Raw genomic sequence first — 26,113 nt, forward strand, 5'->3', positions numbered from 1 at the left:
GACGACCCGAACAGGAACCCTGTGACCCGCTCGAGAACCACCCGCACCGCCGCCGTCGCGGCCGTGTCCGCCGTCGCGCTCAGCATGCCGTCGCTGGCCCAGGCCGCCAGCGGCCCGGCCGACGTGACCGCGGCCGGCCTGACCCCGGCCGCGCGCCCCGCGCTGCTCGGCGGCGACAGCAGCATCGTGCCGCCGGCCGGCGACAACCTCGCCGACCTGTCCTTCGACTCACGGGCCCTGGCGCGGGCGCTCGCGCCGACGACCGCGCAGCGCGCCGCCGTCGCCCGCATCCCGGGTGCGGTCGCGACCTGGAACACGTCCGGGACGCCCCGCTCGCTCGGCGTCACCGACGGCTTCCTCAGCGCCCCGCGCGGCGGTGACCCGCTCGCGATCGCCCGCGGCTGGCTCGCCACGCACCGCGCCGCCTTCGGCCTGTCGGGCGACGACGTCGCCGCGCTCGAGGTCGTGCGCAACCACGAGCTGCCCGGCATCGACGCGCGCGTGCTGAGCTTCGCCCAGACCTTCGGCCCGGCCCGCGTCCCGGCCGGCATCGGCGGCATCCTCACCGTCGTCGTCGACCGCCAGGGCCGCGTCGTGTCCTACACCGGCGACCCCGTGCGCAGCTCCGCCCTGACCGGGTCGTTCCGGCTCACCGCGGCCCAGGCGCTGACCCGGGTCGTGCAGGGCCTGGTGCCCGGCAGCGCGTTCGTCGCGCGCAGCACCGGCGAGCGCAAGGGTGGCTACGAGGTGTTCGGGGGCAGCGTCCTGGGCCCCGACCAGCTCGTGCGCAAGATCGCGTTCCCGACCGCCCAGGGCGGGCGCGCGGCGTACGCCGTGCTGTCGGTCCTCAGCCTCGACCAGGCCTGGGCGACCATCGTCGACGCGGCCACGGGCCGGCCGCTGCTGCGCAAGTCGCTCGTGCAGAGCGAGGGCGACGGCACCGTCTACGAGAACTACCCGGGCGCCGCCGAGGGCGGCACGCCGGTCACCAAGAGCTTCGGTCCGACCGCGACCTCGCCGGGCGGCTACCTCGACCCGACCGGCCTGGTCGGCCTGCCCGGGGTCACCACGGTGGGCAACAACGCCAACACCGCGATCGCCTGGACGGTGCCGCTGGTGGCCGTCGACCAGTACAACCGCCCGGTCAGCCCGACCGGCACGTTCCGCTACCCGTTCACCAACAGCTGGGCGAAGTCGGGAGCCTCGACGACCGGCTACCAGGCCGACGCCAACGCGGCGGCGACCAACCTCTTCTACCACCACAACCGGATCCACGACGAGTACTACCAGTTCGGCTTCACCGAGTCGGGCGGCAACTTCCAGCTCGTCAACGAGCCCGGCGCCTCCGGCGTGGCCGGCGACCCGGTCTTCGGCGGCGCGCAGTCCGGGGCCCTCAACCTCACCGAGGCCGCGCTCGCGCTGGGCCGCAACAACGCCAACATGCTGACGCTGCCCGACGGCATCCCCGGCTTCACCAACATGTACCTGTGGGAGTTCGTCGACGACGTCTTCGAGGGCCCCATCCGCGACGGCGACTTCGACGCCACGATCATCCAGCACGAGTACAGCCACGGCCTGTCCAACCGCTACGTCGGCGGTGGCGGGCTCGGCTCCCTCGGCACCACTCAGTCCGGCGCCATGGGCGAGGGCTGGGGCGACTGGTTCGCGATGAACGACCTGTTCCGCCGTGGCCTGTCGCGCACCGCGGTCACCGCGCCCTACGTCGGCGACAAGAACCGCGGCATCCGCAACTGGAACTACGCCGTGAGCCCCGCGACGTACGGCGACTACGGCTACGACATGAGCGGACCGGAGGTCCACTCCGACGGCGAGATCTGGACCGCCACGCTCTGGACCCTGCGGACCAAGATCCTCAAGGCCGTCGGCGGCGACCAGAAGAAGGCCTCCGACATCGCCGAGCACCTCGTCATGGACGCGATGCCGCTCTCGCCCCCGAGCCCCTCGATGCTCGACATGCGCGACGCCATCGTCAAGGCCGGCGAGCTGCGCTACGGCAAGCGCTACGCCGACCTCGTCTGGGACGCCTTCGCCGAGCGCGGCTTCGGGGTCTCGGCGAGGACCAAGGGCGAGACCGACACCGACCCGGTGCCGGGCTTCGACGTCCGCAGGAAGTCGCTCAACGGCACGCTCGAGCTCACCGTCGTCAACGCCTCGACCGGTGGTCGGGTCAAGGGCGTGCGGGTCCTGGGCGGTCTGTTCGAGGGCCGCGGCACCCCCGTGTTCACGACGAACGCGAAGGGCACCGGTCGGGCGCGCTTCGCTGCGGGCCCCTACACGCTCACGTTGCAGGCGCCGGGCTTCGGCATCCAGCGGGTGAAGGTCGCCGTCACCAAGGGCCGCACGACCGCGACGACGATCCGCCTGCGTCCCAACCTGCTCTCGCTGGCCTCCGGCGCGCGCGTCGTGAAGGCGACCAGCCAGGCCGGCGCCTTCCCCGCGGCCAACCTGGTCGACGACACCGAGACCACCGCCTGGCGTACCGACACCTCCGCGAAGGCCTACAACGCCGGGCCCGACCGCTCGGTCGCCGTACGGCTGCAGAAGACCTCGCGCATCAACACGGTCGCGGTCAGCGTCGTCAAGCCGATCGGCGTGCCCCGCTTCGCCGCCGCCAAGAAGGTGCTCGTCCAGACCTCGATGGACGGCCGGACGTGGCGGACCGTCAAGGTCGCCCGGTTCAGCTTCGCCGCGCCGCGCCCCGCGGTCTCCGACCTCGAGCTGAAGACCTACCAGCTGCCCGGTCGGGGGGTCCGCGCCCGGTTCGTGCGCGCCGTCGCCGCCGAGGTCTTCGGCAGCGCCGCGACCAACGCCTCGACCGCCGTGGTCGCGGAGGTGCAGGCGTTCGGTCGGGCCCCGGGCATCACGCCCCGCCTGCCCAAGCCCGACAAGCCCGTCACCTACTCCGGCTCGGTCGCCGTGGGCAACCCCGCCCAGGGCTCGCTGCTCGGCCTCGACCCCTACAAGCCCGGCGTGACCGAGCTGACCTGGTCCTGCCCGGACCTGCCCACCGCCAACGGTGGCGACGCCCACTTCGCCGAGCTCCCGGCCGGGGCCGGCGACGGTCAGCACGTCGCCGAGGTCAGCGCCGACGTGCCGCTGGGTGAGTTCATGCTCTACTTCTACGACGAGAACTGCGCCCCCCTCGCCGGCGGCGGCTTCGTCCTCGACGGGGAGAGCGTGGTGATCCCGCCGGGGGCCGTCTACAGCGGGTTCCTGCTGATCTACGGCGGGGGCGCGTCCTACACGATCCGGGTGACCGAGCCGCGGTAGGCCGCGGTCCTTCGTCCTGGGGCCGTCACGGCACGGTGGTCGAGGAGCTGCGCCGGCGACCGTCACGACACGGTGGTCGAGGAGGTTGCTCCATCGGTCACATGTGGGGTCACCGGGACGCTGGAACCTCGACCGGGACGCTGGAACTTCATCGTCCCGGTCACGGTCTCATCGGCCGAGTGAGTCCGGTTCGTCGGTGCGGGTTGCGCGACCTCCTCGACCACCGTGGCCGCTACGCGCGGGGGTTCGTGACCTCGAGCACCGCGGCCGTCACGGCCCCGCGCACGACCTGGGCGAAGACCTCCTCGAGCTGGGGGACGCCGTCGAAGTAGCCGCTGGACTCGAGGGCGACGAAGCCGTGCAGGGCCGAGAAAATCGCCATGCCGGTGGGCAGGATCCGCTCCTCGGGCAGGCCGGTCGAGCGGACCATCACGCCCATGGCCTCGATGACGTCGCCGGCGGCGGCGAAGAAGCCCTCGCGGTCGAGGGGGGTGCGGGTGAGGGCGGCGTAGCGCTGGGGGTAGGCGCGGGCGAAGGCGCGCAGCTCGTGGCACAGCACGCGCAGGCCGTCGGCGCCGGCGTGACCCATCGCGGCGCGTTGGACCTGGCGGCCGAGCAGGCGCATCGCGCGCAGCTGGATCTCGGCGCGCAGGTCCTCGAGGTTGGTGACGTGGTTGTAGAGCGACGACACGCGGGTGTCGAGCTCGGCGGCGAGCAGGGTCATCGAGAGGGCGTCGTAGCCCTCACGGTCGACGATGGTCTCGGCGGTGACCACCACGGTCTCGCGGTCCAACCGGCTGCGGCGCTCGGTGGCAGGGCTGCTCATGACGTCCTTGACTCCCCATGTCGAGCGCGAAACTATTTCGTGCGGACACGAAGGACTATAAGCCAGTGAAGTCGGGTTCACGCCCCTCGGCGAACGCCGAGAGCGCCTCGAGGTTGGCCGGGCCGCCCATCAGGTCGGCGAACGCCGCGTTCTCGAGCTCGCGCGCGGCCACGATGCCCTCGCGCAGCGGGGCCGTCATCGTGCGCTTGACCGCGACCAGCGACGAGATCGGCCGTGCGGCCAGCACGGCGGCGTGCTTGTGGGCCTCGGCGAGCAGGTCCTCGGGCTCGCAGAGCCGCCAGACCAGACCCATCTCGAGCGCCTCGGTGGCCGAGACCCACTCGGCCGACAGCAGCATCCAGGCCGCGGCCTGACGCCCGACGAGCCGGGGGAGCAGGTAGGACGAGGCCGCCTCGGGGGCCACGCCGAGCGAGGTGAAGGGGCACTTGAGCCGGGCCGTGGTCGACATGAACGCGAGGTCGGCGAAGCCCAGCACCGTGGCGCCGATGCCCAGGCCCAGCCCGTTGACCGCGCACACCAGCGGCTTGTCGAAGGCCACCAGGGCGTCGACGAGCCCGGGGAACCCGTGGCGGCCGCGCTCGAAGGTGGGGTCGGTCGCGATCCGGTGCATCTCGAGCAGGTCGGTGCCGGCCGAGAACGCCCGCCCCGACCCGGTCAGCAGCACGACCGCGACCGACGGGTCGGCGGCCGCGGCCAGCAGGGCGTCGGCGAGGGCGTCGTACAGCGCCTCGTTGAAGGCGTTGAGCGCCTCGGGCCGGTCCAGGGTCAGGGTGCGCACCCGGGCCTCGTCGGAGATGAGCAGCGTCATGCGCGGAGCCTAGGGACCTGTCGGCGGCGCCGCCTACGCTGTCCGCATGGGCGAGGCACAGGTGCGGGTCTGGCGACCCGACTGGCCTTGCAGCCTGGGCGTGCTGCGCCTGCACCGCCGCGGTGGCGGCGACCCGACGTTCCGCACCGATGACCCGCGTGACGGCGGTCGCACCTGGCGCGGCGTCCGTACGCCGCAGGGCCCGGCCACGCTGGCCCTGCACGTGCGTCCCGCCGACGGCGAGGTGCACGCCGAGGCCTGGGGCCCGGGTGCGGCCTGGGTGCTCGAGTCGGTGCCGGCGATGCTCGGGGCCCACGACAGCTGGGAGGGCTTCGAACCGCGCCACCCGGTGCTGGTCGAGGCCCGGCGCCACCACCCCCACGCCCGCCTCGGGCGTACCGGGCTGCTGATGGAGGCCCTGGTGCCGGCGATCATCGAGCAGAAGGTGACCGGTCAGGAGGCGTTCGCGGGGTTCCGGATGCTGGTGCACCGCTTCGGCGAGCGCGCCCCGGGGCCGGGAGCCGAGCGACGGCTGTGGGTGCAGCCCGACGCCGCGACCCTGCGCACCGTGCCGTCGTGGGAGTGGCTCAAGATGCACGTCGACCCGGCGCGTTCGCGTGCCCTCGTGACAGCGGCGCGCGTCGCCGACTCCCTCGAGCGCTCGGTCGCGCTCGGCCCCGAGGAGGCCGACCGACGGTTGCGCAGCCTGCCCGGCATCGGTCACTGGACCAGTGCCGAGGTGCGGCAGCGCACGTTCGGCGACCCTGACGCGGTGTCGTTCGGCGACTACCACGTCGCGAAGGATGTCGGCTGGGCCCTGACCGGCACCCCCTTCGACGACGACCAGCTCGCGGAGTTCCTCGAGCCCTGGCGCCCGCAGCGCGGCCGGGTGCCGGCGCTGGTCGCGATGATGGGCCTGCACCGGCCCCGGCACGGCGCGCGGATGTCCCCGCGCACCCACCTGCCCGCGAGTGTGACCAGGCCCCGCGGCTAGGGCCGCTAGCTCAGCTCCTGCTCCGCAGCCACCGGCACCAGCGCGACCGCGACGGCGGGCAGCACCGCGGCGAGGGCGAACGTCGCGGCGTACCCGGCGTGGGTGACCAGCAACCCGCCCAGCGGGGGCACGAACGCACTGGTGAGGAACTGCGCGGTGTTCTGCAGGCCCAGCGCCCGACCCGACCAGAACGGGCCTGCGCGCTCGGCGACGGCGGTGAAGGCCAGGCCGTTGTCGGCGACGGTGAGCACGGTGGCGACCAGCAGCAGGGGCACGGCGACCGCGAGGTCGAGGCCGGCCGCGAGACCGAGCAGCGCCATCGTCGCCGCGGCGGCGACGGCGACCCAGCGCAGCGGTCGCATCCGGGAGCCGACCAGGTCGGAGAGCTGGCCGGCGGCGATCCGGCCGAACGCGGCGACGACCTGGGCGACGGCCACCAGGGTGCCGGCGGCGGCGGGGGACCAGCCGCGCTCCTCGACGAGCCAGACCAGGCTGAAGGTCCACACCACGAACTGCGGCACGACGAGCAGGACCGACACGCCGTGGATGCGCGCGAGGAACGAGTCGGCGCGGTAGGGGTTGGTGGCGCCGCCCTCGACCGCGGGCGGGCGCGGCGGGTCGACCACGACGAGGGCGACCACCACCGCGGCGAGGGCGGCGGCGGCGGTCGGCACGAGCAGGGCGGCCTCGACGCCGTGCCGGTCGGCCACCACGGCGATGGAGATCGCGGCGACGGCCACCCCGATGGGCTGCGCCATCTGCCGGATGCCCATGGCCAGCCCGCGCCGTCGTGGCGGGAACCACCCGACCACGACCCGGCCCGAGGCGGCGTTGGCGCTGGCCGCGGCCGCACCGGCCAGGAACAGGGCGACCGCCAGCGCGACGGGTCCGCGGGAGAGCACGGCGACCAGGCTGAGCGCTGCGGTGAGCGAGAGGCCCACGACCAGCACCACACGCTCCCCGCGACGGTCGGTCACGACGCCCCACAGCACCAGGGTCAGCATCACCCCGAACGTCGGGGCGGCGGCCACGAGACCGGCCTGCGCCAGGGTCAGCCCCTCCTGCTCGCGCAGGGCCGGGATGAGGAACGCCGGACCGTGCGCCGCGACCGCCGACGCCGCCTGGGCCAGGGTGCTCGCGCCGAGCATCGACCAGCGGCGCGCGGCACCGATCGTGGTCGGCTCGACGATGAGGCTCACCTCCTGAGTTAAACCCGGCGGGGCGTCGTACGACGAGCCGGTCTCACGGCGGCGCGTGTGAGATGTCCCGCACGCGCTCCCGATAGGTTGGGCGCGTGCGCAGCTGGCCGGACGTCGACAGGGTGCTCGCCCTGGTGCGTCGCACGTTGCTCTGGGTCTTCGGGCTGCAGGTCGTGATCGCCGTGACGATGTCGCTCGTCGACTCCTACCGTCGTCGGGGCAAGAAGTCCAAGCCGTTCCCGCTGACCTCGCCGCACGCCGTCCAGATCGGCGAGAGCTCGGTGACGACCTACACCTTCGGCAAGGACCTCTACGCCGACATGCTCGCCGCGATCGAGGGGGCCCAGCGCCAGATCCTCTTCGAGACCTACATCTGGAAGGGCGACGCGACGGGCGAGCGCTTCAAGACCGCGCTCGCCGCAGCGGCCGCGCGCGGCGTCGAGGTCTACTGCATCTACGACGGCTTCGCCAACCTCGTGGTGTCGCCGGTGTTCAAGCGGTTCCCGTCGTCGATGAAGGTCCTGAGGTTCCCGGTCTACGCCGCGGGGTGGCGCTTCTTCGACCTGCGGCGCTACGGCCGCGACCACCGCAAGATCCTCGTCGTCGACGACACCGTCGGGTTCGTCGGCGGCTACAACATCGGCGACGCCTACGAGACCGAGTGGCGCGACACCCACGTCCGCATCACCGGCCCCGGGGTCTGGGACCTCAAGCGTGCGTTCGCGGACTTCTGGAACCTGCACCGCCGCCGGCGCATCCGCCACAGCGAGCGCCCGCTGCTGCTCGAGACGGCGTCGCAGTGGGAGCCGCGGATCCGGGTGCAGCGCAACGTGCCGCGGCTGTGGATGTTCCCGATCCGCTCGATGTACCTCGAGGCGATCAACCGCTCCAGCAAGAACGTCTGGCTCACCACCGCCTACTTCATCCCCGACCAGGACTTCGTCGACGCGATGAAGGCCGCGGCGCGTCGCGGGGTCGACGTACGGCTGCTGGTGCCGCTGAAGTCCAACCACATCGTGGCCGACTGGATCTCGCGCGGCTACTTCTCGCAGCTGCTCGACGCCGGGGTCAAGGTGCTGCGCTTCAAGGGCGCGATGGTGCACGCCAAGACCGCCACCGTCGACGGCACCTGGTCGACGGTCGGCACCGCCAACATCGACCGGCTCAGCCTGCAGGGCAACTACGAGATCAACGTCGAGGTCATCGACGCCGGCCTCGCCGCCCAGCTCGAGACCATCTTCCGCGCCGACGAGTCCAACTGCGTGCCGCTGACCAAGGGCGAGTGGGAGACCCGCGACCTGCACCGCAAGTTCACCGAGTACGTCCTGGCGCCGCTGCGACCGCTGCTCTGACCCACCGCCGGCGCCACCCGGCAGGCCCCGGCCGACGGGGCGAGTCGTGCCCCGACGCCGGTCCCGGTTGTGGCACGGTAGGGCCGTGCGCACGACCTTCGACGCCGTCGACCGCAGCGACGGGACCGTGCTCGGCTCCTTCCCGGTGCAGGGCGAGGCCGAGGTGCACGCCGCACTGGCGTGGGCCCACGAGGCCGCCGGCGCCTGGGCGGGCGCCTCGGTCGGGGCGCGCTGCCGCGTGCTGCGCTCGTGGCGCGGCGAGCTGTGGCGCTCGTCGTCGCGGCTGGCCGAGCTGCTGCACCGCGAGAGCGGGCTGGGCTTCGACGACGCGATGCTCGAGGTGCTGCGCACCGTCGAGCACCTGCGCTGGGTCGAGGGCCACGCGGGCCGCGCGCTCGCCACGACCTCGGTCGCCCGGGGCCTGTTGAGCCCCGAGCTCGGTTCGACCTCGGCGTGGGTGCCCGAGGGCGTCGTCGGCGTGGTCTCGTCGGGCCGCCCCTCGCTGTACGCCGCCGCCTCGGCCGTCGCCTGCGCGCTGGCCGCGGGCAACACCGTCGTCCTCCAGCCGGGCGTCCGTGTGACCGCGACCCTCGTGGCCTACGTCGAGGCGTTCGCCTCCGCCCACCCCGACGCCCCCGCGGGCGTCCTGCAGGTGCTCACCGGCGACGACGCGACCGCCGTCGCCCTCGCCGGCGCCCCGGTCGACCGGGTCTGCTTCCTCGGCGCCCCCGTCGCCGGGGTGCGCGTGAGCACCGCGGCGGCCCGGGCCCTGGTGCCGGTCACCGTCGTGCCGGTCCTCGCCCCGGTCACCCTCGTCGCCCCCGACGCCGACCTCGACGTCGCCGCGGCGGCGGTCGCCCGGCTCGCGCGCCCGGGCCGCGCCGGCGACCAGGACGCCCCGCCCGAGGTCTTCGTCGCGCCCTCGGTGCTCGACGACTTCCGGGCCGCGCTGCTGCGGGTCGGCGGCGAGGCCTCGGGACGGCGCGGTGCTGTCGCCCGGGCGCTGGGCCGCCGGTCCGGGCCGGCCGAGCTGGCGTCGCCGACCGGGCCGGTGCGGGTCGAGACGGCCCCCGCCTTCGAGGTGCTGCTGGAGCGGCTCCAGGCCCACCCCTCGGCCCAGGTGGCCGTGCACTCGGCCCGCCACGGCGCCCACCTGGCGTCGCTGCTGTCGGCCGCCGAGGTCACCGTCAACCTGCCCGGGGCGTCGTACGCCGGGGAGGGGGGTGGCCTGCCGCGCGAGGCGCTCGGGGCCCGCGGCTACGGCCCCTTCGCCGGCGAGACCGGCCTGCGCACCTTCGCCCGCACCCGCACCACCACCCGCAAGCGCCGGCTCCCCGTCCCGGTCGCCCCCGTCGAGGCGCTCCTCGCCACCCCGCCGGGCCGGGTCGCGACCCGGTTCGCCCTGCACGTGCGCCACTCGCTCGACTGAGGACGTCGGCGCGGTCGACCGACCGCACGGTGGAGGAGGTCGCCCGCGACCGTCACGAGACCTCTCGACCGCAGCCGGTGGGGTCGGGTCGACGTGCTGGTGCGGCGGGGTGGTCTCGTGACAGTCGCTGGCGCGACTTCCTCGACCGACGTGTGGCCCGGCTGAGGGGCTTCGGAAATGCCCGACCGACCGGGGTGGAGGTCCGGTGCCGCGACGGCGCCCTGACCCGAAGCCGGGCCGACCACAGCGCGCACGTCGCTGGAGGACGGCCCCAGCGGATCGGCGGCCGACTGCCAGACGGGCGGCAGCGATGCCAGGCAGGGTCGGCCAGCGAGACGCGGGCCGTCCGGAGGCGGCCATCCAACACTGTCGGTGGCCGCGTCTAGGCTCGAGGCATGCGTCCTGTCACCGACCTCGAGCGCCGTGTCGCCCCCTTCAAGGTCATCTCCGACTACTCGCCGTCGGGCGACCAGCCGGCGGCCATCAAGGAGATCACCGAACGGGTCCGCGGCGGCGTGCAGGACGTCGTCCTGCTCGGTGCCACCGGCACCGGCAAGACCGCGACGGTGGCGTGGGTGGCCGAGCAGGTGCAGCGGCCGATGCTGGTGCTGCAGCCCAACAAGACGCTGGCGGCCCAGTTCGCCAACGAGCTGCGCCAGCTGTTCCCCGACAACGCGGTCGAGTACTTCGTCTCCTACTACGACTACTTCCAGCCCGAGGCCTACATCCCGCAGACCGACACCTACATCGAGAAGGACTCCTCGATCAACGAGGAGGTCGAGCGGCTGCGCCACTCGGCGACCAACTCGCTGCTCACGCGGCGCGACGTGATCGTGGTCTCGACGGTGTCGTGCATCTACGGCCTCGGCACCCCCCAGGAGTACGTCGACCGCATGCTGCGGCTGCGCGTCGGCGAGGAGCGCGACCGCGACTCGATCCTGCGCCAGCTCGTCGAGATCCAGTACACGCGCAACGACATGGCCTTCACCCGCGGCACCTTCCGGGTCCGCGGCGACACCCTCGAGATCTTCCCGGTCTACGAGGAGCACGCCGTGCGCATCGAGTTCTTCGGCGACGAGATCGAGCGACTGATGACGCTGCACGCCGTGACCGGCGAGGTCCTCACCGACGACAAGGAGCTCTACGTCTTCCCGGCCACCCACTACGTCGCGGGCCCCGAGCGGATGGAGCGGGCGATCCGTGGCATCGAGACCGAGCTCGAGCAGCGCCTCACCGAGCTCGAGCGCCAGGGCAAGATGCTCGAGGCCCAGCGGCTGCGCATGCGCACCACCTACGACATCGAGATGATGCGCCAGGTCGGCTCCTGCGCCGGCATCGAGAACTACTCGATGCACATGGACGGCCGCACCCCCGGGTCCGCACCCAACTGCCTGCTCGACTACTTCCCCGAGGACTACCTCGTCGTCATCGACGAGTCCCACGTGGCGGTGCCCCAGATCGGCGGCATGTACGAGGGCGACGCCTCGCGCAAGCGCAGCCTCGTCGACCACGGCTTCCGCCTGCCCAGCGCCATGGACAACCGGCCGCTGCGCTGGGAGGAGTTCCTCGAGCGGATCGGGCAGACCATCTACCTGTCCGCCACCCCGGGCGACTACGAGCTCGACAAGGTCGAGGGCGACGTCGTCGAGCAGATCATCCGCCCGACCGGCCTGATCGACCCCGAGGTCGTCATCAAGCCGACCAAGGGCCAGATCGACGACCTGATCCACGAGATCCGCACCCGCGCCGACAAGAACGAGCGGGTCCTGGTCACCACGCTGACCAAGAAGATGTCCGAGGACCTCACCGACTACCTCCTCGACGCCGGCATCCGCACCCGCTACCTCCACTCCGAGGTCGACACGCTGCGCCGCATCGAGCTGCTCCGCGAGCTGCGCATGGGCGAGTACGACGTCCTGGTCGGCATCAACCTGCTCCGCGAGGGCCTCGACCTGCCCGAGGTCTCCCTGGTCTCGATCCTCGACGCCGACAAGGAGGGCTTCCTGCGCTCCGACAAGTCGCTGATCCAGACCATCGGCCGCGCCGCCCGCAACGTGTCGGGCCAGGTCCACATGTACGCCGACAAGATCACGCCCTCGATGGAGAAGGCGATCGACGAGACCAACCGGCGCCGCGCCAAGCAGGTCGCCTACAACACCGCCCACGGCGTCGACCCCCAGCCGCTGCGCAAGAAGATCGCCGACATCACCGAGATGCTGCAGCGAGACAACGAGGACACCGAGGCGCTGCTGCAGACCTGGGCCGGCACGGCCGCCAAGGGCCGCGCCGGGGGAGCCAAGGCGCGCCAGACCGTCCCGGTCCTCGGCGACAAGGCCGCCGGCCACCACGCCAAGGACCTCGCCGGCCTGCCCAGCTCCGAGCTCGCCCAGCTCATCCAGGACCTCACCGACCAGATGCGCACCGCCGCCGCCGAGCTGCAGTTCGAGCTCGCCGCCCGGCTGCGCGACGAGGTCAACGACCTCAAGAAGGAGCTGCGCCAGATGCTCGAAGCCCAGCGTTGATCTGGTCGCTCCGGGGCGGCTCGTGCCGCGGCCCCGCGCCGCTCTTGTAGGGCTGCCGCGGCCTGGCTGTGCGGGGCCGACCGGCACGGCGGCCGCCCCTGCGCTTCGTGCGCCGTGTGGCCGGCCTGGGTGGGGGGTAGGGGCGCCTGGCGGTGGTGGGGCGCCTGCCGGTCGAGGCCGTGGTCGCCGGGGCCGCCCACAGTCCTAAGGTGGGTGGGGTGACGGGACGCGAGCCACAGCCCGGCGGGCGTCTGGCCTACGCGGTGTGGGCGGTCGGGCTGGCGACGTACCTCGTCGCGGTCTTCCACCGCAGCTCGCTGGCCGTGGCCGGCCTCGTGGCGACCGAGCGCTTCGACATCGGGGCCGCCCAGCTGGCGACGTTCACGATGATGCAGCTGCTGGTCTACGCGCTGATGCAGGTGCCGGTCGGGCTGCTGGTCGACCGGTTCGGGCCGCGCGCGGTGATGCTGGCCGGCACCCTGGTGCTGATGGGGGCGCAGACCGGGTTCGCGTTCGCCGAGACCTACCCGGCGGCGTTGGTCGCGCGGCTGTTCGTCGGCATGGGCGACGCGATGACGTTCATCTGCGTGCTGCGCCTGGTGAGCCGGTGGTTCCCGGCCCGGCGGATCCCGTTCATCACCCAGCTGACCGGCACCCTCGGCCAGCTCGGGGCCGTGCTGGCCGCGGTGCCGATGACGATCGCGCTGCGCGAGCTCGGCTGGACCGGCGCCTACCTCACCACCGCCTCGATCGGGGTGCTCCTCGCGATCGGGCTGGTCGTCGTCGTGCGCGACTCGCCCGAGACCCGACGGCTGGTCGGGCCGCAGCTGTCGTTGGGTGTCGTACGCCGCAGCCTGGCGGCCTCGTGGGCCCACCCCGGCACCCGGCTCGGGTTCTGGATGCACTTCTCCACCCAGTTCAGCGGCACCACGCTCGGGCTGCTGTGGGGCTATCCGTTCCTGGTGCAGGGCGAAGGGCTCTCGGACGCGACGGCCGGCGTGCTGCTCAGCCTCATCGTCGTGGCCGCGATGTACTCCGGCCCGGTGCTCGGCTACCTCGTCGGGCGCCACCCGTGGCACCGGTCGTCGATGGTGATCGGCATCGTCGCGGCCATCGTCGTGGTGTGGACCGCGGTGCTGCTGTGGCCCGGAGCGGCGCCGCTGTGGCTGCTGGTGGTGCTCACGCAGGTGGTCGGCATCGGCGGCCCGGCCTCGATGATCGGCTTCGACCTGGCCCGCACCTCCAACCCGGCCGAGCGGCTGGCCAGCGCCACCGGCATCATCAACCAGGCCGGCTTCGCCGCCAGCCTGACGCTGGTCGTCTCGGTCGGGCTGATCCTCGACTGGCGCACGCCGAGCGGGTCGAGCGACTACACCCCGGACGCGTTCCGGTGGGCCATGAGCTCGCAGTACGTCCTGTGGACCGTCGGGCTCGCCCAGATCGTGCGCTACCGGCGTCGCGCCCGCCGGGTCATCGACCGGTCGGCCCTCGAGGCCGGCCTGGCCGTGACGTGAGCGAGCCGCGCCCGCAGGTCGAGCACACCCCCGACGGGCACCATGTCGTCATCGACGGCCGCCGCTGGCGCGCCACCGACCCCGACATCCCCGACGTACGGCGCGACGAGCTGCAGCACGTGCTGATGGCCTGGCGACGCGAGGTGCGGCGCACGAAGGGCACCGACGAGGAGCGGCGCGCCCGCGACGGCGTCCAGGCCGCGAAGGTGGCGCTGGGGGAGCGCGGCGACCCCTGGTGGGAGCAGACCGACGCCGAGCGCCGGGCCCGCTGGGAGACCGAGGTCCCCGAGCCGTAGACCCCAGATTTTTACCTCCCGGGTGCTGACCCGCAGCCGGGCGGCGGCTTACATTCTCGGCCTGGCCGTGCGCATCGGGGTGCGCGGCACGCAGATCGAGGTGCGCCGTGCATCCAGAGGTCCCAGCCTCACCGGGCGGTCCCGGTGCCGACGACGTCCCTGCGGCGGTCCGGTCGGTGCCCGCCTTCGCCCACGCGCCCAGCGCCCAGGTCGCCCCGCCCCGGCGCCGCCGCGGGCGGCCCCGACCGGCGCTCGTGACGGCCCTCCTCGTCGCGCTCGTGGTCGGGACCGCCGGGGCGGCCGCGGTCGTCCCCGTGGTCCGTGACCGCCACGACGCGTCGCTGGGGGTCCTGCGTCCCGGGGCCGACGACGCCCCCGTCCTCGTGGCCGACGCGGCGCCGGCCACGACCGAGCCGGCGGTCGAGCGTCCTGCGCGCCCCGGACCCGTGCCGCTGCGACCCCGGGTGCGGGTGCGTGCCGACGACGGGGCGCTGCGGGTGCGGTTGTCCGCGCCGGTCCGCGGGACCGTGCGCTGGCTGCTGCGGGGCCCGCAGGGACGCGTGCGCGACCGCCGGGTGCTGGTCGTCGGGCCGCGACCCACCCGGCTGACCGTCGCCCGCCTCGCGCCCGGGCGCTACCGGTGGCGGGTCCTCCCGGTGGCCGCCGGTCGCCCGCGCCACGGCACCGCCGTCGTACCGCCCGTCCTCCCGGCGCCGGTCCCACCACCGGTCGCCCCACCCGCCCTACCCGTCCCACCCACCGCACCCACCGCACCCACCAGCCCGGCCGGCACGCCCGACCCGACCGGCCCGCGCCACCACCGGGGGCCACGCCGCCACGGCAGTCCGTCGGCCGAGCCCGAGGACCCCGCCGACACGATCGGCCCCGACGACATCCCCGACCCCGTCGACCCCCACCCCTGAGCAGGCAGGAGCGCCGATGCACCCCTCTCCCCGACGCGCCACCCTCGCAGTGGCGGCCGTGGTCGCGACCGTCCTGGCGGTGCTCGCCGGGCCCGCCCCGTCACCGGCCGAGCCACCGCCCCCGACCGCCGCGCGCGTGCGACCCGCGGACCGGCCGTGGACCGGGTTCGCGATCCCGCGGACCGGGCGCGCCGCCTCGGGCTGGATCGGCGCCCGCCGCCTCCACGGCGCGGTGGTCGTCTACCGCACCGACCCCCGGCGCAGGGCCACCTCCCGGGCCTTCGTCGGCGCCCGGACCACCCGCAGCTTCCGCGCCGGCGGCGGCCGCCGGGTCGGTCCCTCCCGGACGGCGTGCGCCGCGCTCCTGCTGGGGCGCTACGGCGTCCCGGCGCGGTCCTCGACCCCCGCCGAGCGACGGCTCCAGGCCGCGGCGGTCGACGTGGCGGTGCTGCACCTGCTCTTCGGGCGCGGCTACCGCTACGACGGGCTGGCCCAGCGGCGGCGTACCGACCAGCGCCGCAACGGCCCGCTCATCCGTGCCTACGCCCGCGAGCTCCTCGCCGGCTGTGACCAGGCCGGCCCCTACCGCGTCCGGCTGGAGGCTGCGACGGACCGGGTCGACGTCGGTGACCGGGTCGACCTCACCGCGACGGTCCTCTCGCGCGCCGGACTCCCGGTGGCCGGGGTCACCGTCGGGGTGACGCCGGGCGACGGGAGCCCGCCCTATGACGTGGTGACCGGGTCCGACGGCACCACCACCGTCGCGGTGACCCCGCGCTCCTCCGGCCCGCTGACCCCGGCGACGGTGACGCGGCGCCTGCCGTCGACCGCGCTGCGGGTGCTGGTGCCCCGGGCACGGGGCGCGTCGCGCGTGGTGCAGGCCGGGCTCAAGCTCGGTGACGCCTACCCGCGCAGCGTGACGGTCGTGGTGCAGGGTCAGCCGACGCTGCGCCTGCTGGCGGTCGGTCCCGTGGACCGCAACACGCAGTTCCGCACGACGTTCCGGCTGGGCGCTGCCTACCCCGGCCGGCGTACGGCGACCGTGCAGGTCTTCGGGCCGCTGGCGTCCGAGCCGGTCGTCGCGGGTGAGCCCGACCCGCGGTGCCGGCCGCGGTCGCTGGTCCGGCAGCGCCGGGTGGTCGTCGACGCCGCCGGCACTTACCGCACCGAGCCGCTGGCGCTCGGCAAGCGCGGCACCTACGTGTGGCGGGTCGTGGTGCCCGGCGACACCTACAACAAGCCGGTCTCGCTGTGCGGGGGGCAGTTCCGGGTGCGGTGAGCCGCGCTCACGCGGCGACGCGGAAGCCGATGTTGCCGGTGTGGTCGGTCAGCAGGTTCTTGTCGCGGGCCGCGACGCGGTAGCGGTTGCAGTAGGAGTCGTGGCACAGGTAGGAACCACCGCGCCGGACCCGCTGCTCGGGGTCGACGACGCCGTCGAGCGACCACGGGTCGGCGGTCCACTCCCAGACGTTGCCGGAGGCCTGGTAGAGCCCGTAGCCGTTGGGCCGGTGGGTCTTGACCGGGGTGGTGCCCACGGCGGCCGGTCCGCCCTCGTGGCGCACCGGGAAGTCACCGCGCCAGATCGTGCACGGCGGCGTCCGCAGCGACTCGGGGTGCTCGTCGCCCCAGGGGTACGTCGCCCCCTCGAGACCGCCGCGCGCCGCGCGCTCCCACTCGGCCTCGGTCGGCAGCCGGGTGCCGCTCCACGCGCAGTAGGCCTCGGCGTCACCGACCGAGACGTGCACGACGGGGTGCTGCGCCATCCGCCCGGCGTCGCTGCCGGGGCCGTGGGGGTGGCGCCAGTCGGCGCCGTCGACGCCGAGCCACCACTCGGCCCCACCGGCCCGGCCGCGCACGGCCGCGGGGTCGGCGACCAGCAGGTGGAAGACGAACGACCAGCCGGTCCGCTCGGCCTCGGTGACGTGGCCGGTGGCCTTGACGAAGGTCGCGAACTGCTGGTTGGTCACCGTCGTCGCGCCGATCCGGAAGGCCGCGACCTCGACGTCGCGTACCGGTCCCTCGCCCTCTCCCGGGTTGACCAGGAGGCCGTCGTCGCCCATCGCGAACGTCCCGGCCGGTACGTCGACCAGACCGGTCGCGCGGACCCGGGCGGCTCGTGCGACGGGCGCGACCGGCGCAGCTGACGCTGGCGCGGTCTCCGGGTCCTCGGTGCGCGAGGGGGCGCAGCACGAGTGCCCGGGACCCGACTCCATGACCGCCAGCCTAGTGAGCGACGCCTCGGACCCCGATCGGTCCGGTCCAGCACCGGTCGTCCACCTCGGTCTGGGACGCTTCGGCGGTGACCACGGCACGGCGACCCGACGACGTCATCTCGCTGAGGACAGCCGCCGGGGCGTGGTTCCTGATCTCCCTGCAGACCTTCGGCGGACCCGCCGGCCAGATCGCGGTCATGCAGCGCACGCTGGTCGACGAGCGCCGGTGGGTCGGTCAGCAGCGCTTCCTCTTCGCGCTGTCCTACTGCACCCTGCTGCCCGGCCCCGAGGCGCAGCAGCTGGCGACCTACGTCGGCTGGCTGCTCAACGGCCTGCGCGGCGCCCTGGTGGCCGGGATCCTCTTCGTGCTGCCCGGCGTGGTCGCGATCATGGCCCTGTCGGTCGTCTATGTCTCCTACGGCGACACGACCGTGCTCGACGGGCTGTTCCTCGGCCTGGGGCCGGCGGTGCTGGCGATCGTCGTGCAGGCGGTGGTCCGGGTCGCGGGCAAGGGCCTGACCCACCCGGCCCTCGTGGCGGTCGCCGCCGCGTCGTTCGTGGCCCTCACCTTCCTTGCGGTGCCGTTCCCGGTCGTGGTCGCGGCGGCCGCCGCGACCGGCTGGGTGCTGGGGCGGCGCTACCCGTCGTTCGCGCGGCCGGCACCGGTGGGCGCCGCCGACGGCCCCGCCCCGCTCGTCCCCGACGACGCCCTGCACAGCGAGCGGCCCACGGTGCGGCGCTCGGTGCTGGTGCTGGTCGTCGGGCTGCTGCTGTGGACGACCCCGGTGCTCCTGGCCGGGGCCGTGCTCGGCCGCCAGAGCATCCTGGTCGACCAGGGCCTGTTCTTCGGCGGCACCGCGGTCGTCTCCTTCGGCGGCGCCTACGCGGTGCTGGCCTTCGTCGCCCAGCGCGCCGTCGAGGTCTACGGCTGGCTCGCGCCGGGGGAGATGGTGCGCGGTCTCGCGCTGGCCGAGACCACGCCGGGGCCACTGATCATGGTGGTGCAGTTCGTGGCCTTCGTCGGCGCCTACCGCGACCCCGGTGCGCTCGCCCCGTGGGTCGCGGCCGTCCTGGCCGCCCTGCTCACCACCTGGGTCACCTTCGTCCCGAGCTTCGTGTTCATCCTGCTCGGGGCGCCGTACGTCGAGCGGTTGCGGGGCAACCGGGCCCTGGCCTGCGCGCTGGCGGGCATCACCGCGGCGGTCGTCGGGGTGATCGCGAGCCTGGCGCTCTACTTCTCCCTGCACACGCTGTTCGACCAGACCCGTCACCTCTCGCCGTGGCTGCTGTCGTTCGACGTGCCCCGCCTCGCGACCGTGCGCTGGGACGCCGTGGCGATGGCCGGGCTCGGCTTCGCGCTCGTCCTCGGGGCGCGGTGGAGCGTGCTGCGCACGCTGGGGGTCTGCGCCGCCGTCGGCCTGGCGGTCGGGGTGGCGCGCAGCCTGGCGTGAGCAGTGCTCTCGTAAGGCCTCAGCCGGCGATCGCCGCGAGCACCACCAGCACGGCCACGCCGGCCAGCCCCACCAGCAGTGCGTGACGGCCGAGGGGGGCCAGGGCCTGCGCCGGGCCCCGCGACGTCGTGCTGCCGGTCCCAGTCGCGGTCCCGGTCCCGGCCAGCGCTGCCGCCACCACACCGCCGGTGGCCGCGACGACCAGGAGCCGGCCCACCGGGAGGTCGACGCCCGCGAGCAGGTCGGGGTCGGGCGTGCGACCGGTGGCCAGCAGCCAGGCGCCGACGGCGCCGTAGGCGACCACGGCCGCGGTGAGCGTCACCGCCCCGGCCCGCGAGGCCAGGAACGCCCCGACGGCGCGCCGGTGGACGCCGAGCACGAGCCCGTGCACCAGCAGCAGCTGCCACACCAGGGGCGGGAAGGCGTCGACGACCTGCGCCGGCGACCACTGCGGGTCCCAGGCCCGGCCCACGGCCCACAGGGCCCACGACAGCACCAGCGCGAGCCACCACGACCGGCGTACGAGCCACAGCGCGGCGGGGGTCACCACCGCCAGCAGCACGAACAGGCCGAGCATCGAGGTGACCCACGGGCCGACCTCCAGCAGGAGCAGGCGTCGCGCCGGTCCCCACGGGGTCGGGTAGTCGAAGAGGCGGTCGGCGTCGGGGAAGAGCTGTCGGCGCTCCCTGGTGGCAGGGTCGGTGATCGAGGTGAGGCGCCCCAGGTCGACCCCCGGCACCACGGACACGACGTGCACGACGAGCGCCGTGGCCACGGCCGCGAGGTAGAGCATCAGGGCCCGGCGGACCGCCGGCACGGCCGGCGCCACCGCCAGGGCGAGGCCCGAGACCACGACGAGACCCTCCGGCACCGGCACCGACCCCAGGACCGTGCGCACGGCGTCGCGCTCGCCGAGCAGGACGACGGCGCTGCCCACGAGCGCGACGGCCACCAGCAGGCCCCGCACCGCGTCGAGCCGCGGGTCGCGCGCCCCGGCCTCGCCTCCGGGCGCCGGCCCCGGATCCGGCGTCGCCGAGGTCGGGCGCGAGCGCCGGACCACGACGGCCGCCAGGAGCAGCAGCAGGACCCCGGCCGCCAGGGTCATGCCCAGCGCAGTCGGCGCGGGCGTCACCGTCGGCACGACGTCGCTGGTCGGATCGGGGAGCTCGCGCGCGCCGTCACCCGGCCCACCGGGCACGCCCGGCCCGCCCGTGCCGCCGGGACCGCCGGTCCCGCCGGTCCCGTACGGGTCCTCGACGACCTTGCTCACCGGGCCGAGGTCGACCGAGGACGTCGACAGGTCGGCGCGGATCGCGCGCGCGATCTCGGGGTCGACAGTCACGCGCCAGTCGACGGCCTGGGTGGCGACCTCGGGCTCGATGCGGTTGACCTCGAGCCAGCTGATCAGCCCGATCAGCGGGTGGTCGGCGGCCGAGCCGAAGACCTGGCGCCACCACGACCGCTTCAGCGCGAGCTCGCTGGCCCCCGGCACCGCCGGGTTGTACAACGCGGAGGTCTGCACGAGCATCGGCCGGTCGCCGTCGGCGGCGAAGCGGTCGTAGAAGCTGGCGCGGCCGGCGTCGTCGCCGTACCCCCAGGTCTCCTGCAGCCGGGCGGTGAACTCGCCGCGTGGGACGACGTTGCGCTCGATGCCCTGGTCCTGGCCGAAGCGGTAGAGGGTCAGGCCCACCCAGTCGACGACGTCGTCACCGGGGAAGTAGGGGCCGTAAGGGTCGTCGCGCCGGGTCAGGCGCCCGTCGCCGTCGGTGTCGAGGGGACCCGACTCGCGCTGCTCGGACAGGTCGCGGGCGCCGTCGGCGTCGCGGTAGGGGTACCCGGAGCCGTAGACCGGCGACCACACGGTCTCGACGTGGGGCGCGGTCGTGGCCAGGGCGGCGGCCAGGGTGCGGAACGCCGCGATGAAGGCGTCGGGCTGCTGGCCCCATGGCTCCCACGAGCCGTTCATCTCCGCGGCGAACCGCACCAGGAACCACGTGCCGAGCTCGTCGTGGAGCGTGTCGAGCATCCGCCCGAGGTCCTCGGCGTCGGCGGTCGTCAGCCCGGCCAGCCCGGCGCGCGGCTGCAGGTCGAGGACGACGACCGAGCCGAGCGTCGAGATCGCCCGCACCTGGCGCTCGAGGAACACCTGGTCGTCGGCCACGACCGGGTAGTCGATCTGGAAGGTGAACGACGAGGGTGAGGCCCCCAGGTCGTCGGCGTAGTCGGCCGGGACGGCCGTCTCGATGTCGAGCTCGGGCCCGAACCACGGGTGACCGGGCTCCGGTCGCGGCATCGTCGCGTCGCCGTCGGCGGCGCCGGCGGCGCTGCCGGCCGAGGTGCCCAGCAGCACGACCAGGGAGAGCGCCAGCAGCGGGGACAGCAGGACACCGAGGGCGCGACGAGACGGCGACGCCACGGTCAGCTGCCGCCCCGCAGCACCACGAGGTCCCAGAGGTTGCGCCCGTCGATGCGTCGGTAGGACAGGCTGTCGAGAGCCGCCTTCGCCAGCGCCAGGCCGCGACCGTCCTCGGCCAGCTCGTCGGGCATCGTGGCCTTGCTGAGGTCCATCTCGACCGGGATCCCGTTGTCGCCCAGTCGTGCGACGACGTCGTCGCGGCCGACGTCGAGGACGATGTCGAAGCGGCGTCCGTCGCCGGGTGCGCTGCCGACCAGGGCGTGCTCGACGATGTTGCCGAGGATCTCGATCACGGAGGTCTCGAACCTCACCCGCTGCTGCGCGGTGACCTCGTGGGTCGTCCACAGGTGGGCCATCATCGCGTGCACCAGCTCGAGGATCTCGGGCGTCGCCGGGGCGGAGAGCTCCAGGCGACCGTCGCGTCCGGTGTAGTCGGGCACGGGGTCAGTCATCGAAGGCGCCGTCGACGGAGGGACGAGGCCGCAGGATGCGGTCGAGGTTGGTCAGCTCGAAGACCGACAGCACCGCGGGGGAGACCCGGGCCACCCGGAGGTCACCGCCGGCCTGCCGGGCGGTCTTGAGACCGCCGATGAGCGCCCCGAGACCGGAGGAGTCGACGAAGGTCGTCTCGCCCAGGTCGACCACGATCCGTGAGGTGCCCCGCTCGACGAGGCCGACCAGCACCTCCCGCAGGCGGCGTGCCGACACCATGTTGAGGCGACCCTCGGGGGTCACCACCCCGACCCCGTCGGCCCGGGTCTCGACGCCGAACTCGGTCATGATGCTCCTTCTGTGGTGCGGTCGGTGGTGCGGTCGGTGGTGCGGGGTGAGGTGTGATCGTCGTCGGCGACCTCAGGCACGTCGTCCACGCCCGCAACGGGCGCGAATCCGCGGTAGCGCGCCGCCTGGATGATGACGGAGAAGATCAGCAGGTCGAAGGCGACCCACACGAGGTTGAACGCCGTCCCGGGCACGTTGGCCTGACCGGTCGCGACCCGGACGACGCCGGCGACGGCCGCGACGACCAGCAGCGCCATGGCCCACAGCTGGGGACGCACCAGGTGCCAGGCGGGCCCCTGTGGCTCGCGCCGCGTCTTGGGGGTCACGGCGAAGTCGAGGCTGCGACCGCGGAAGACGTTGCCGAACGCGGTGGTGACCGACGCGATCCACACCGGGAACAGCGCCAGCGAGTACTGCTGGCCGCGCCAGGTCGGCCGGCCGTCGGCGACGACCCAGAACAGCAGCTGGTTGACCACCAGGAAGGGCACCAGCCGAATGAAGAACTCGGTGCTCAGCGCCGAGACGGGCAGGATGCCGAGCGTGAGGTAGACCACCGGCGCCGCGATGTAGACCAGCGCGGCGAACCCCGCGAGGTAGCTCCACATGGTCGCGAAGTACATCAGCCGCTGGGCGATCGTGAGGCCGCGCTGCACCAGGGGGTTCTCGCGGAACATCACCTGCATCGTGCCCTGGGCCCAGCGCAGCCGCTGGGTGAGCATGGTCTGCAGGTCCTCGGGCGCCAGCCCGTGCGCCAGGACCTCGTCGTGGTAGGCCGATCGCCACCCCAGGCCGTGCAGCCGCATGCAGGTGGCCATGTCCTCGGTGACCGAGATGGTGGCCAGCGGCATGATCGCCTGCGCCTCGCCGGACCGGTCGACGTCGACGGCCTCGACCAGCGCCTGCACGGTCTCGACCGCGCCCAGCGGCGACCAGTCGCGGTGGGCCAGCTGCTGCAGGACCCCCTCGTCGACGTCGGCGAACACGAGGTCGGGGTCGGCACCGATGCCCTCGAGCTCGGCGATGGCGGCGAGGTCGGACTGCAGGGTCTGCAGGTCGGCCGCCACCAGCTGTCGGCGCACGTCGGCGACGCGCTGCTGGAAGCGGTAGGTGACGTCGTACAGCGCGGCGCCGCCGCTGATCGCGCGGCGCGCCTCGGTGACCTCGCGGGCGATCGAGTCGAGGGCCTCGCGCACCACGACGTCGTCGCGGGCCACCGAGCGGCGGGCCTGGCGCAGCACCGCGCGGGCGGTGCGCAGGGCGCGGTGGACGCCGAGCTCGACCTCGCCGACGTAGCGTGAGACACCGAGCTGCATCATCGCCTCGCGGCGGATCACGGCGTTGGACCCGCAGAAGAACGCGGCGTTCCACCCGTCCTTGCCCTGCTGGATCGGACCGTAGAACAGCGGCGCCTGGCTCCCGAGCGGGTCGTGGTCGGGCACGTTCTCGAACCACTGCGGGGTCTGCACCATCGCCATCTTCTCGTCGGCGAAGTAGCCGAGCGTCTTGTCGAGGATGTCGGGCAGCGGCACCTGGTCGGCGTCGAGGATGAGGAAGAACTCGCCCTCGGTGGCGAGCAGGGCGTTGTTGAGGTTGCCGGCCTTGGCGTGGCGCGGCATGCCGGCCCAGTCGGCGGAGCGCGTGAGCCACTCGATGCCCTCGGCCTCGGCGGCGCGGCGCATCTCGGGGCGGTTGCCGTCGTCGAGCACGTAGGTGCGGTGCGGGTAGGTGATCGCCTGGGCGGCCCGCGCCGTGCGCATGACCAGGTCGATGGGCTCGTTGTAGGTCGCGATGAAGACGTCGACGGTCAGGCCCGGCTCGGGGGGCGGCGGGGTGTCGCGGTCGCGCAGGCGCCACATGGTGAGCCCGAAGAGCAACGAGTCGACGAGGCTGTAGGTCTCGGCGACCACGAGGGGCACCGCGATCCACCAGGCGTCCCAGTTGACCGAGACCAGCCACCGCCAGGCGACGTAGTTGACGCCGAGGAGCGCCGTCAGGACGACGATCACCCGGACCACGAGCAGCCGGAGGTTCACCGCCCGCCCTCCGTGCCGCGGAACACCGCCACCGCGGTCACGTCGTCGAGCGGGACCCCGTCGCGGGAGAGCCGGGCCAGGGCGGCCAGGAGGTCGGTGGTGTCGCGCGCGGCTCTCACCAGCTCGGCCAGCGGCTCCCACCAGGTGAGGGGGTCGTCGAGGAGGTCGAGGACGCCGTCGCTGAGGACGAGCAGGCGCGCCCCGGGCGCCATGGTGGCGGTGTGCTCGGTCCAGGAGTCGTCGTCGAGGATGCCGAAGGGCCGGTCCCGGCTGCTCAGGCGCCGCGTGGTGCCGTCGGGCTCGACCAGCAGGCACAGCCCCGACCCGGCATCGACGTAGCGCACCGTGCCGTCGCGCAGGTCGAGGACGGCGCGGAACAGCGTGACGAACGAGGTGGCCCGCTCGAGGTCGGAGATCAGGCTGCGGGCGACCCGGGTGGTGGTGGCGCCCAGGTCGGCCCCGCCGGCGACCTCGTCGTCGGTGGCGCGCAGCGCGGCGCGCACGCCGGCACCGACGAGCGCGGCCCCGGTGCCCTTGCCCATGACGTCGGCCAGGCTCAGGTGGGCGACGTCGCCGGCCAGGCCGTGGTCGTAGAAGTCGCCCCCGACCGCGAGCGCCGGCACGCAGGCCCCGGCGATCTCCCAGCCGTGGGCGCGGATGGGGTGCGCGGGCAGCATCGAGGCCTGAACCTGACCGGCCTGCCTCATCTCGCTCGACGCGGTCAGCTCCTGCTGGGCCCAGCAGGCCAGGTCGAGGAAGGCGACCAGCAGGTCACCCTCGAGCGTGCGGGGTCGGCTGTCGTAGAGGCAGAAGGTGCCGATCACGTGCCCGGCCGGGTCGTGCAGCGGCTGGCCGGCGTAGAAGCGGATGGCGCCGGCCCGCACGGCCGGGAGGTCCTTGAAGCGCTCGTCCTGGGTGGCGTCCTCGACGAGGATCAGCTGGTCCTCGGCCGTCGTGCGGTCGCAGAAGGTCTCGTTGCGCGGGGCCTCGGTGACGTCGAGCCCGGCCGACCCCGGGAACCAGGCGCGGTCGCCGTCGAGGACCGTGATGGTCGACAGCGGGACGCCGAACATGGTGCGGGCCATCCGGGTGAGCCGGTCGAAGCGCTCGGTCTGGGGGTCGTCGAGCAGCTGCAGGCTCTCGACGGCCCGTTGCCGGTGCCGTTCGACGGCCTCCGTACGGGCACCGGACGTCATCGTGGTCGCCTTCCTCGAGATCGCTGCGCACGAGCCCGTCGGGGTGACGGGTCGAGCAGACGGGCAGGGCGGCTCTGCCCCAGCCTGTCTATCGGCAGGCCGTGCCCGTTCCTTGAGGTGTTCATGCCCGTCCCCGCGGACCGGGACCGAGCGCCTACGCCAGACCCTTGGGCCAGCGCTGCTGGCGGGCCTGCTTCTTCTCCAGACGACGGGCCTCGTCGCGCACGATCTCGTCGCGCGAGGCCAGCACGCGTCCGAGGTTGAGCAGCGACAGGGCCGCGAACGCCAGGGGCCAGTAGATGTCGAAGGAGGCCACGAACCCCGTGACGACCAGGACCGTCAGGAACGAGAAGACCGCGCTGCGTCGACGGCTGTGCCACGTCTCGACCGCGCGGTCGTGGATCTCGGCGGGCGACAGGGGGGCCAGGGAGCTCGGCCGGACGATCGCCGGCGGCTTGAGCGGCACCAGGTCGGACACCAGGGGCGGCAGCTCGCCCAGGGTCCGCGCGGCAGCGACGTCGGCCATCCGCTCCTCGAGTTCGTCGCGCTCGAGCCGCCCGTCGGCGAAGGCCGAGGTGAGCACGCCGGTGATGCGGTCGCGGTCCTCGTCGGAGGCGCGCAGCCCGGCGTGGGCGCGGTCGCGCGGGTCGAGGGGGAACGTGGACCACAGGTCGACGCCGTGCGCCATCGAGATACCTCCCCTCCCGGGTGCCCGGGCCCGTCCACGGCGGTCCCGGCCGGTCCGGGACGACGATCCGACATTCCGCATCCTAGAGAGCGGCCCCCACCTACCCTGGTCGGCACGGGGTGACGGCGGTCACCACAGAGGTGCCCACCACACCCCTAAGA

General features: G+C 73.9%; 20 protein-coding genes. 10 read left to right on the forward strand and 10 right to left on the reverse strand.

Features of this window, described 5'->3' with window-relative positions; genetic code table 11:
* The first annotated feature begins 21 nt into the window (after positions 1-21).
* Complete coding sequence (locus FZC61_RS04635) at positions 22-3,291, forward strand: M36 family metallopeptidase (RefSeq protein ID WP_170285982.1); 3,270 nt, start codon at positions 22-24, stop codon at positions 3,289-3,291.
* Positions 3,292-3,523: 232 nt separating this feature from the next.
* On the opposite strand, the gene FZC61_RS04640 is transcribed toward FZC61_RS04635, so the two are convergent.
* Together FZC61_RS04640 and FZC61_RS04645 are read right to left on the reverse strand one after the other, a co-directional pair.
* Entirely contained in the window at positions 3,524-4,117 is a 594-nt protein-coding gene (locus FZC61_RS04640; protein ID WP_148612975.1) for a TetR/AcrR family transcriptional regulator, read from the reverse strand.
* A gap of 55 nt (positions 4,118-4,172) precedes the next feature.
* Positions 4,173-4,946, reverse strand: a complete 774-nt coding sequence (locus FZC61_RS04645) for an enoyl-CoA hydratase/isomerase family protein (protein ID WP_148612976.1) — start codon at positions 4,944-4,946, stop codon at positions 4,173-4,175.
* A 46-nt stretch (positions 4,947-4,992) separates the two neighbouring features.
* Between FZC61_RS04645 and FZC61_RS04650 the strand changes: the two genes are divergently transcribed.
* Positions 4,993-5,940 (forward strand): DNA-3-methyladenine glycosylase family protein, encoded by a 948-nt coding sequence (locus FZC61_RS04650; protein ID WP_148612977.1) that lies wholly within the window; start codon positions 4,993-4,995, stop codon positions 5,938-5,940.
* A 5-nt stretch (positions 5,941-5,945) separates the two neighbouring features.
* On the opposite strand, the gene FZC61_RS04655 is transcribed toward FZC61_RS04650, so the two are convergent.
* Positions 5,946-7,139, reverse strand: a complete 1,194-nt coding sequence (locus FZC61_RS04655; protein WP_246142525.1) for an MFS transporter — start codon at positions 7,137-7,139, stop codon at positions 5,946-5,948.
* Between the two features lie 95 nt (positions 7,140-7,234).
* Here FZC61_RS04655 and FZC61_RS04660 point away from each other — a divergent pair, with 95 nt between their 5' ends.
* From FZC61_RS04660 to FZC61_RS04690, 7 genes are all read left to right on the forward strand, one after another.
* The gene (locus tag FZC61_RS04660) at positions 7,235-8,491 is read left to right on the forward strand and encodes a phospholipase D-like domain-containing protein (protein WP_246142526.1); all 1,257 of its coding nucleotides are present in this window, start codon (positions 7,235-7,237) and stop codon (positions 8,489-8,491) included.
* An 85-nt stretch (positions 8,492-8,576) separates the two neighbouring features.
* Positions 8,577-9,920 (forward strand): aldehyde dehydrogenase family protein, encoded by a 1,344-nt coding sequence (locus tag FZC61_RS04665; RefSeq protein WP_170285983.1) that lies wholly within the window; start codon positions 8,577-8,579, stop codon positions 9,918-9,920.
* A gap of 395 nt (positions 9,921-10,315) precedes the next feature.
* Positions 10,316-12,442 (forward strand): excinuclease ABC subunit UvrB, encoded by a 2,127-nt coding sequence (gene uvrB / locus FZC61_RS04670; RefSeq protein WP_148612979.1) that lies wholly within the window; start codon positions 10,316-10,318, stop codon positions 12,440-12,442.
* Positions 12,443-12,660: 218 nt separating this feature from the next.
* On the forward strand, positions 12,661-13,956 hold the full coding sequence (locus FZC61_RS04675) for an MFS transporter (protein WP_246142527.1): 1,296 nt from the start codon (positions 12,661-12,663) through the stop codon (positions 13,954-13,956).
* On the forward strand, positions 13,953-14,252 hold the full coding sequence (locus FZC61_RS04680; protein ID WP_148612980.1) for a hypothetical protein: 300 nt from the start codon (positions 13,953-13,955) through the stop codon (positions 14,250-14,252). The genes FZC61_RS04675 and FZC61_RS04680 overlap by 4 nt, the downstream gene beginning before the upstream one ends.
* Before the next feature lie 176 nt (positions 14,253-14,428).
* On the forward strand, positions 14,429-15,175 hold the full coding sequence (locus FZC61_RS04685; RefSeq protein WP_148612981.1) for a hypothetical protein: 747 nt from the start codon (positions 14,429-14,431) through the stop codon (positions 15,173-15,175).
* Positions 15,176-15,191: 16 nt separating this feature from the next.
* Positions 15,192-16,454, forward strand: coding sequence for an Ig-like domain-containing protein (locus tag FZC61_RS04690; protein WP_148612982.1), 1,263 nt, complete (start codon positions 15,192-15,194; stop codon positions 16,452-16,454).
* 7 nt (positions 16,455-16,461) lie between these two features.
* Here FZC61_RS04690 and FZC61_RS04695 read toward each other — a convergent pair whose 3' ends face one another.
* A complete protein-coding gene (locus tag FZC61_RS04695) occupies positions 16,462-17,388 on the reverse strand; it encodes a formylglycine-generating enzyme family protein (RefSeq protein ID WP_148612983.1) in 927 nt (308 codons plus the stop codon).
* Positions 17,389-17,474: 86 nt separating this feature from the next.
* Between FZC61_RS04695 and chrA the strand changes: the two genes are divergently transcribed.
* Positions 17,475-18,839 carry a chromate efflux transporter gene (gene chrA / locus FZC61_RS04700; RefSeq protein WP_148612984.1) on the forward strand — a complete coding sequence of 455 codons (1,365 nt, stop codon included), beginning with the start codon at positions 17,475-17,477 and terminating at the stop codon, positions 18,837-18,839.
* A gap of 19 nt (positions 18,840-18,858) precedes the next feature.
* Here the strand turns inward: chrA and opgC are convergent, their stop codons facing one another.
* The 6 genes from opgC to FZC61_RS04730 all read right to left on the reverse strand — a co-directional run bounded on the left by opgC (position 18,859) and on the right by FZC61_RS04730 (position 25,952).
* Complete coding sequence (opgC, locus tag FZC61_RS04705) at positions 18,859-21,255, reverse strand: OpgC domain-containing protein (RefSeq protein WP_148612985.1); 2,397 nt, start codon at positions 21,253-21,255, stop codon at positions 18,859-18,861.
* A gap of 2 nt (positions 21,256-21,257) precedes the next feature.
* Positions 21,258-21,707, reverse strand: coding sequence for an ATP-binding protein (locus tag FZC61_RS04710; protein WP_148612986.1), 450 nt, complete (start codon positions 21,705-21,707; stop codon positions 21,258-21,260).
* Positions 21,700-22,035, reverse strand: a complete 336-nt coding sequence (locus FZC61_RS04715; RefSeq protein WP_148612987.1) for an STAS domain-containing protein — start codon at positions 22,033-22,035, stop codon at positions 21,700-21,702. The genes FZC61_RS04710 and FZC61_RS04715 overlap by 8 nt, the downstream gene beginning before the upstream one ends.
* Positions 22,032-24,068: a glycosyltransferase gene (locus tag FZC61_RS04720; protein WP_211357091.1), complete on the reverse strand. Its 2,037-nt coding sequence runs from the start codon at positions 24,066-24,068 to the stop codon at positions 22,032-22,034. Before FZC61_RS04720 ends, FZC61_RS04715 begins: the two co-directional genes overlap by 4 nt.
* Positions 24,065-25,264, reverse strand: coding sequence for a PP2C family protein-serine/threonine phosphatase (locus FZC61_RS04725; RefSeq protein ID WP_148612988.1), 1,200 nt, complete (start codon positions 25,262-25,264; stop codon positions 24,065-24,067). The genes FZC61_RS04720 and FZC61_RS04725 overlap by 4 nt, the downstream gene beginning before the upstream one ends.
* A gap of 154 nt (positions 25,265-25,418) precedes the next feature.
* The gene (locus tag FZC61_RS04730; RefSeq protein WP_148612989.1) at positions 25,419-25,952 is read right to left on the reverse strand and encodes a DUF1707 SHOCT-like domain-containing protein; all 534 of its coding nucleotides are present in this window, start codon (positions 25,950-25,952) and stop codon (positions 25,419-25,421) included.
* Positions 25,953-26,113: the final 161 nt, after the last annotated feature.

Source organism: Nocardioides rubriscoriae (assembly GCF_008087085.1).
In the GTDB taxonomy this organism is placed as follows: domain Bacteria; phylum Actinomycetota; class Actinomycetes; order Propionibacteriales; family Nocardioidaceae; genus Nocardioides; species Nocardioides rubriscoriae.

Bases quoted from the DNA above. Each gene is read 5' to 3' on its own strand.
- FZC61_RS04730 (WP_148612989.1), bottom strand. From the start codon at position 25,952: ATGGCGCACGGCGTCGACCTGTGGTCCACGTTCCCCCTCGACCCGCGC.
- FZC61_RS04725 (WP_148612988.1), bottom strand. From the start codon at position 25,264: ATGACGTCCGGTGCCCGTACGGAGGCCGTCGAACGGCACCGGCAACGG.
- uvrB (WP_148612979.1), top strand. From the start codon at position 10,316: ATGCGTCCTGTCACCGACCTCGAGCGCCGTGTCGCCCCCTTCAAGGTC.
- FZC61_RS04640 (WP_148612975.1), bottom strand. From the start codon at position 4,117: ATGAGCAGCCCTGCCACCGAGCGCCGCAGCCGGTTGGACCGCGAGACC.
- FZC61_RS04690 (WP_148612982.1), top strand. From the start codon at position 15,192: ATGCACCCCTCTCCCCGACGCGCCACCCTCGCAGTGGCGGCCGTGGTC.
- FZC61_RS04710 (WP_148612986.1), bottom strand. From the start codon at position 21,707: ATGACTGACCCCGTGCCCGACTACACCGGACGCGACGGTCGCCTGGAG.
- FZC61_RS04715 (WP_148612987.1), bottom strand. From the start codon at position 22,035: ATGACCGAGTTCGGCGTCGAGACCCGGGCCGACGGGGTCGGGGTGGTG.
- FZC61_RS04695 (WP_148612983.1), bottom strand. From the start codon at position 17,388: ATGGAGTCGGGTCCCGGGCACTCGTGCTGCGCCCCCTCGCGCACCGAG.
- FZC61_RS04645 (WP_148612976.1), bottom strand. From the start codon at position 4,946: ATGACGCTGCTCATCTCCGACGAGGCCCGGGTGCGCACCCTGACCCTG.
- FZC61_RS04650 (WP_148612977.1), top strand. From the start codon at position 4,993: ATGGGCGAGGCACAGGTGCGGGTCTGGCGACCCGACTGGCCTTGCAGC.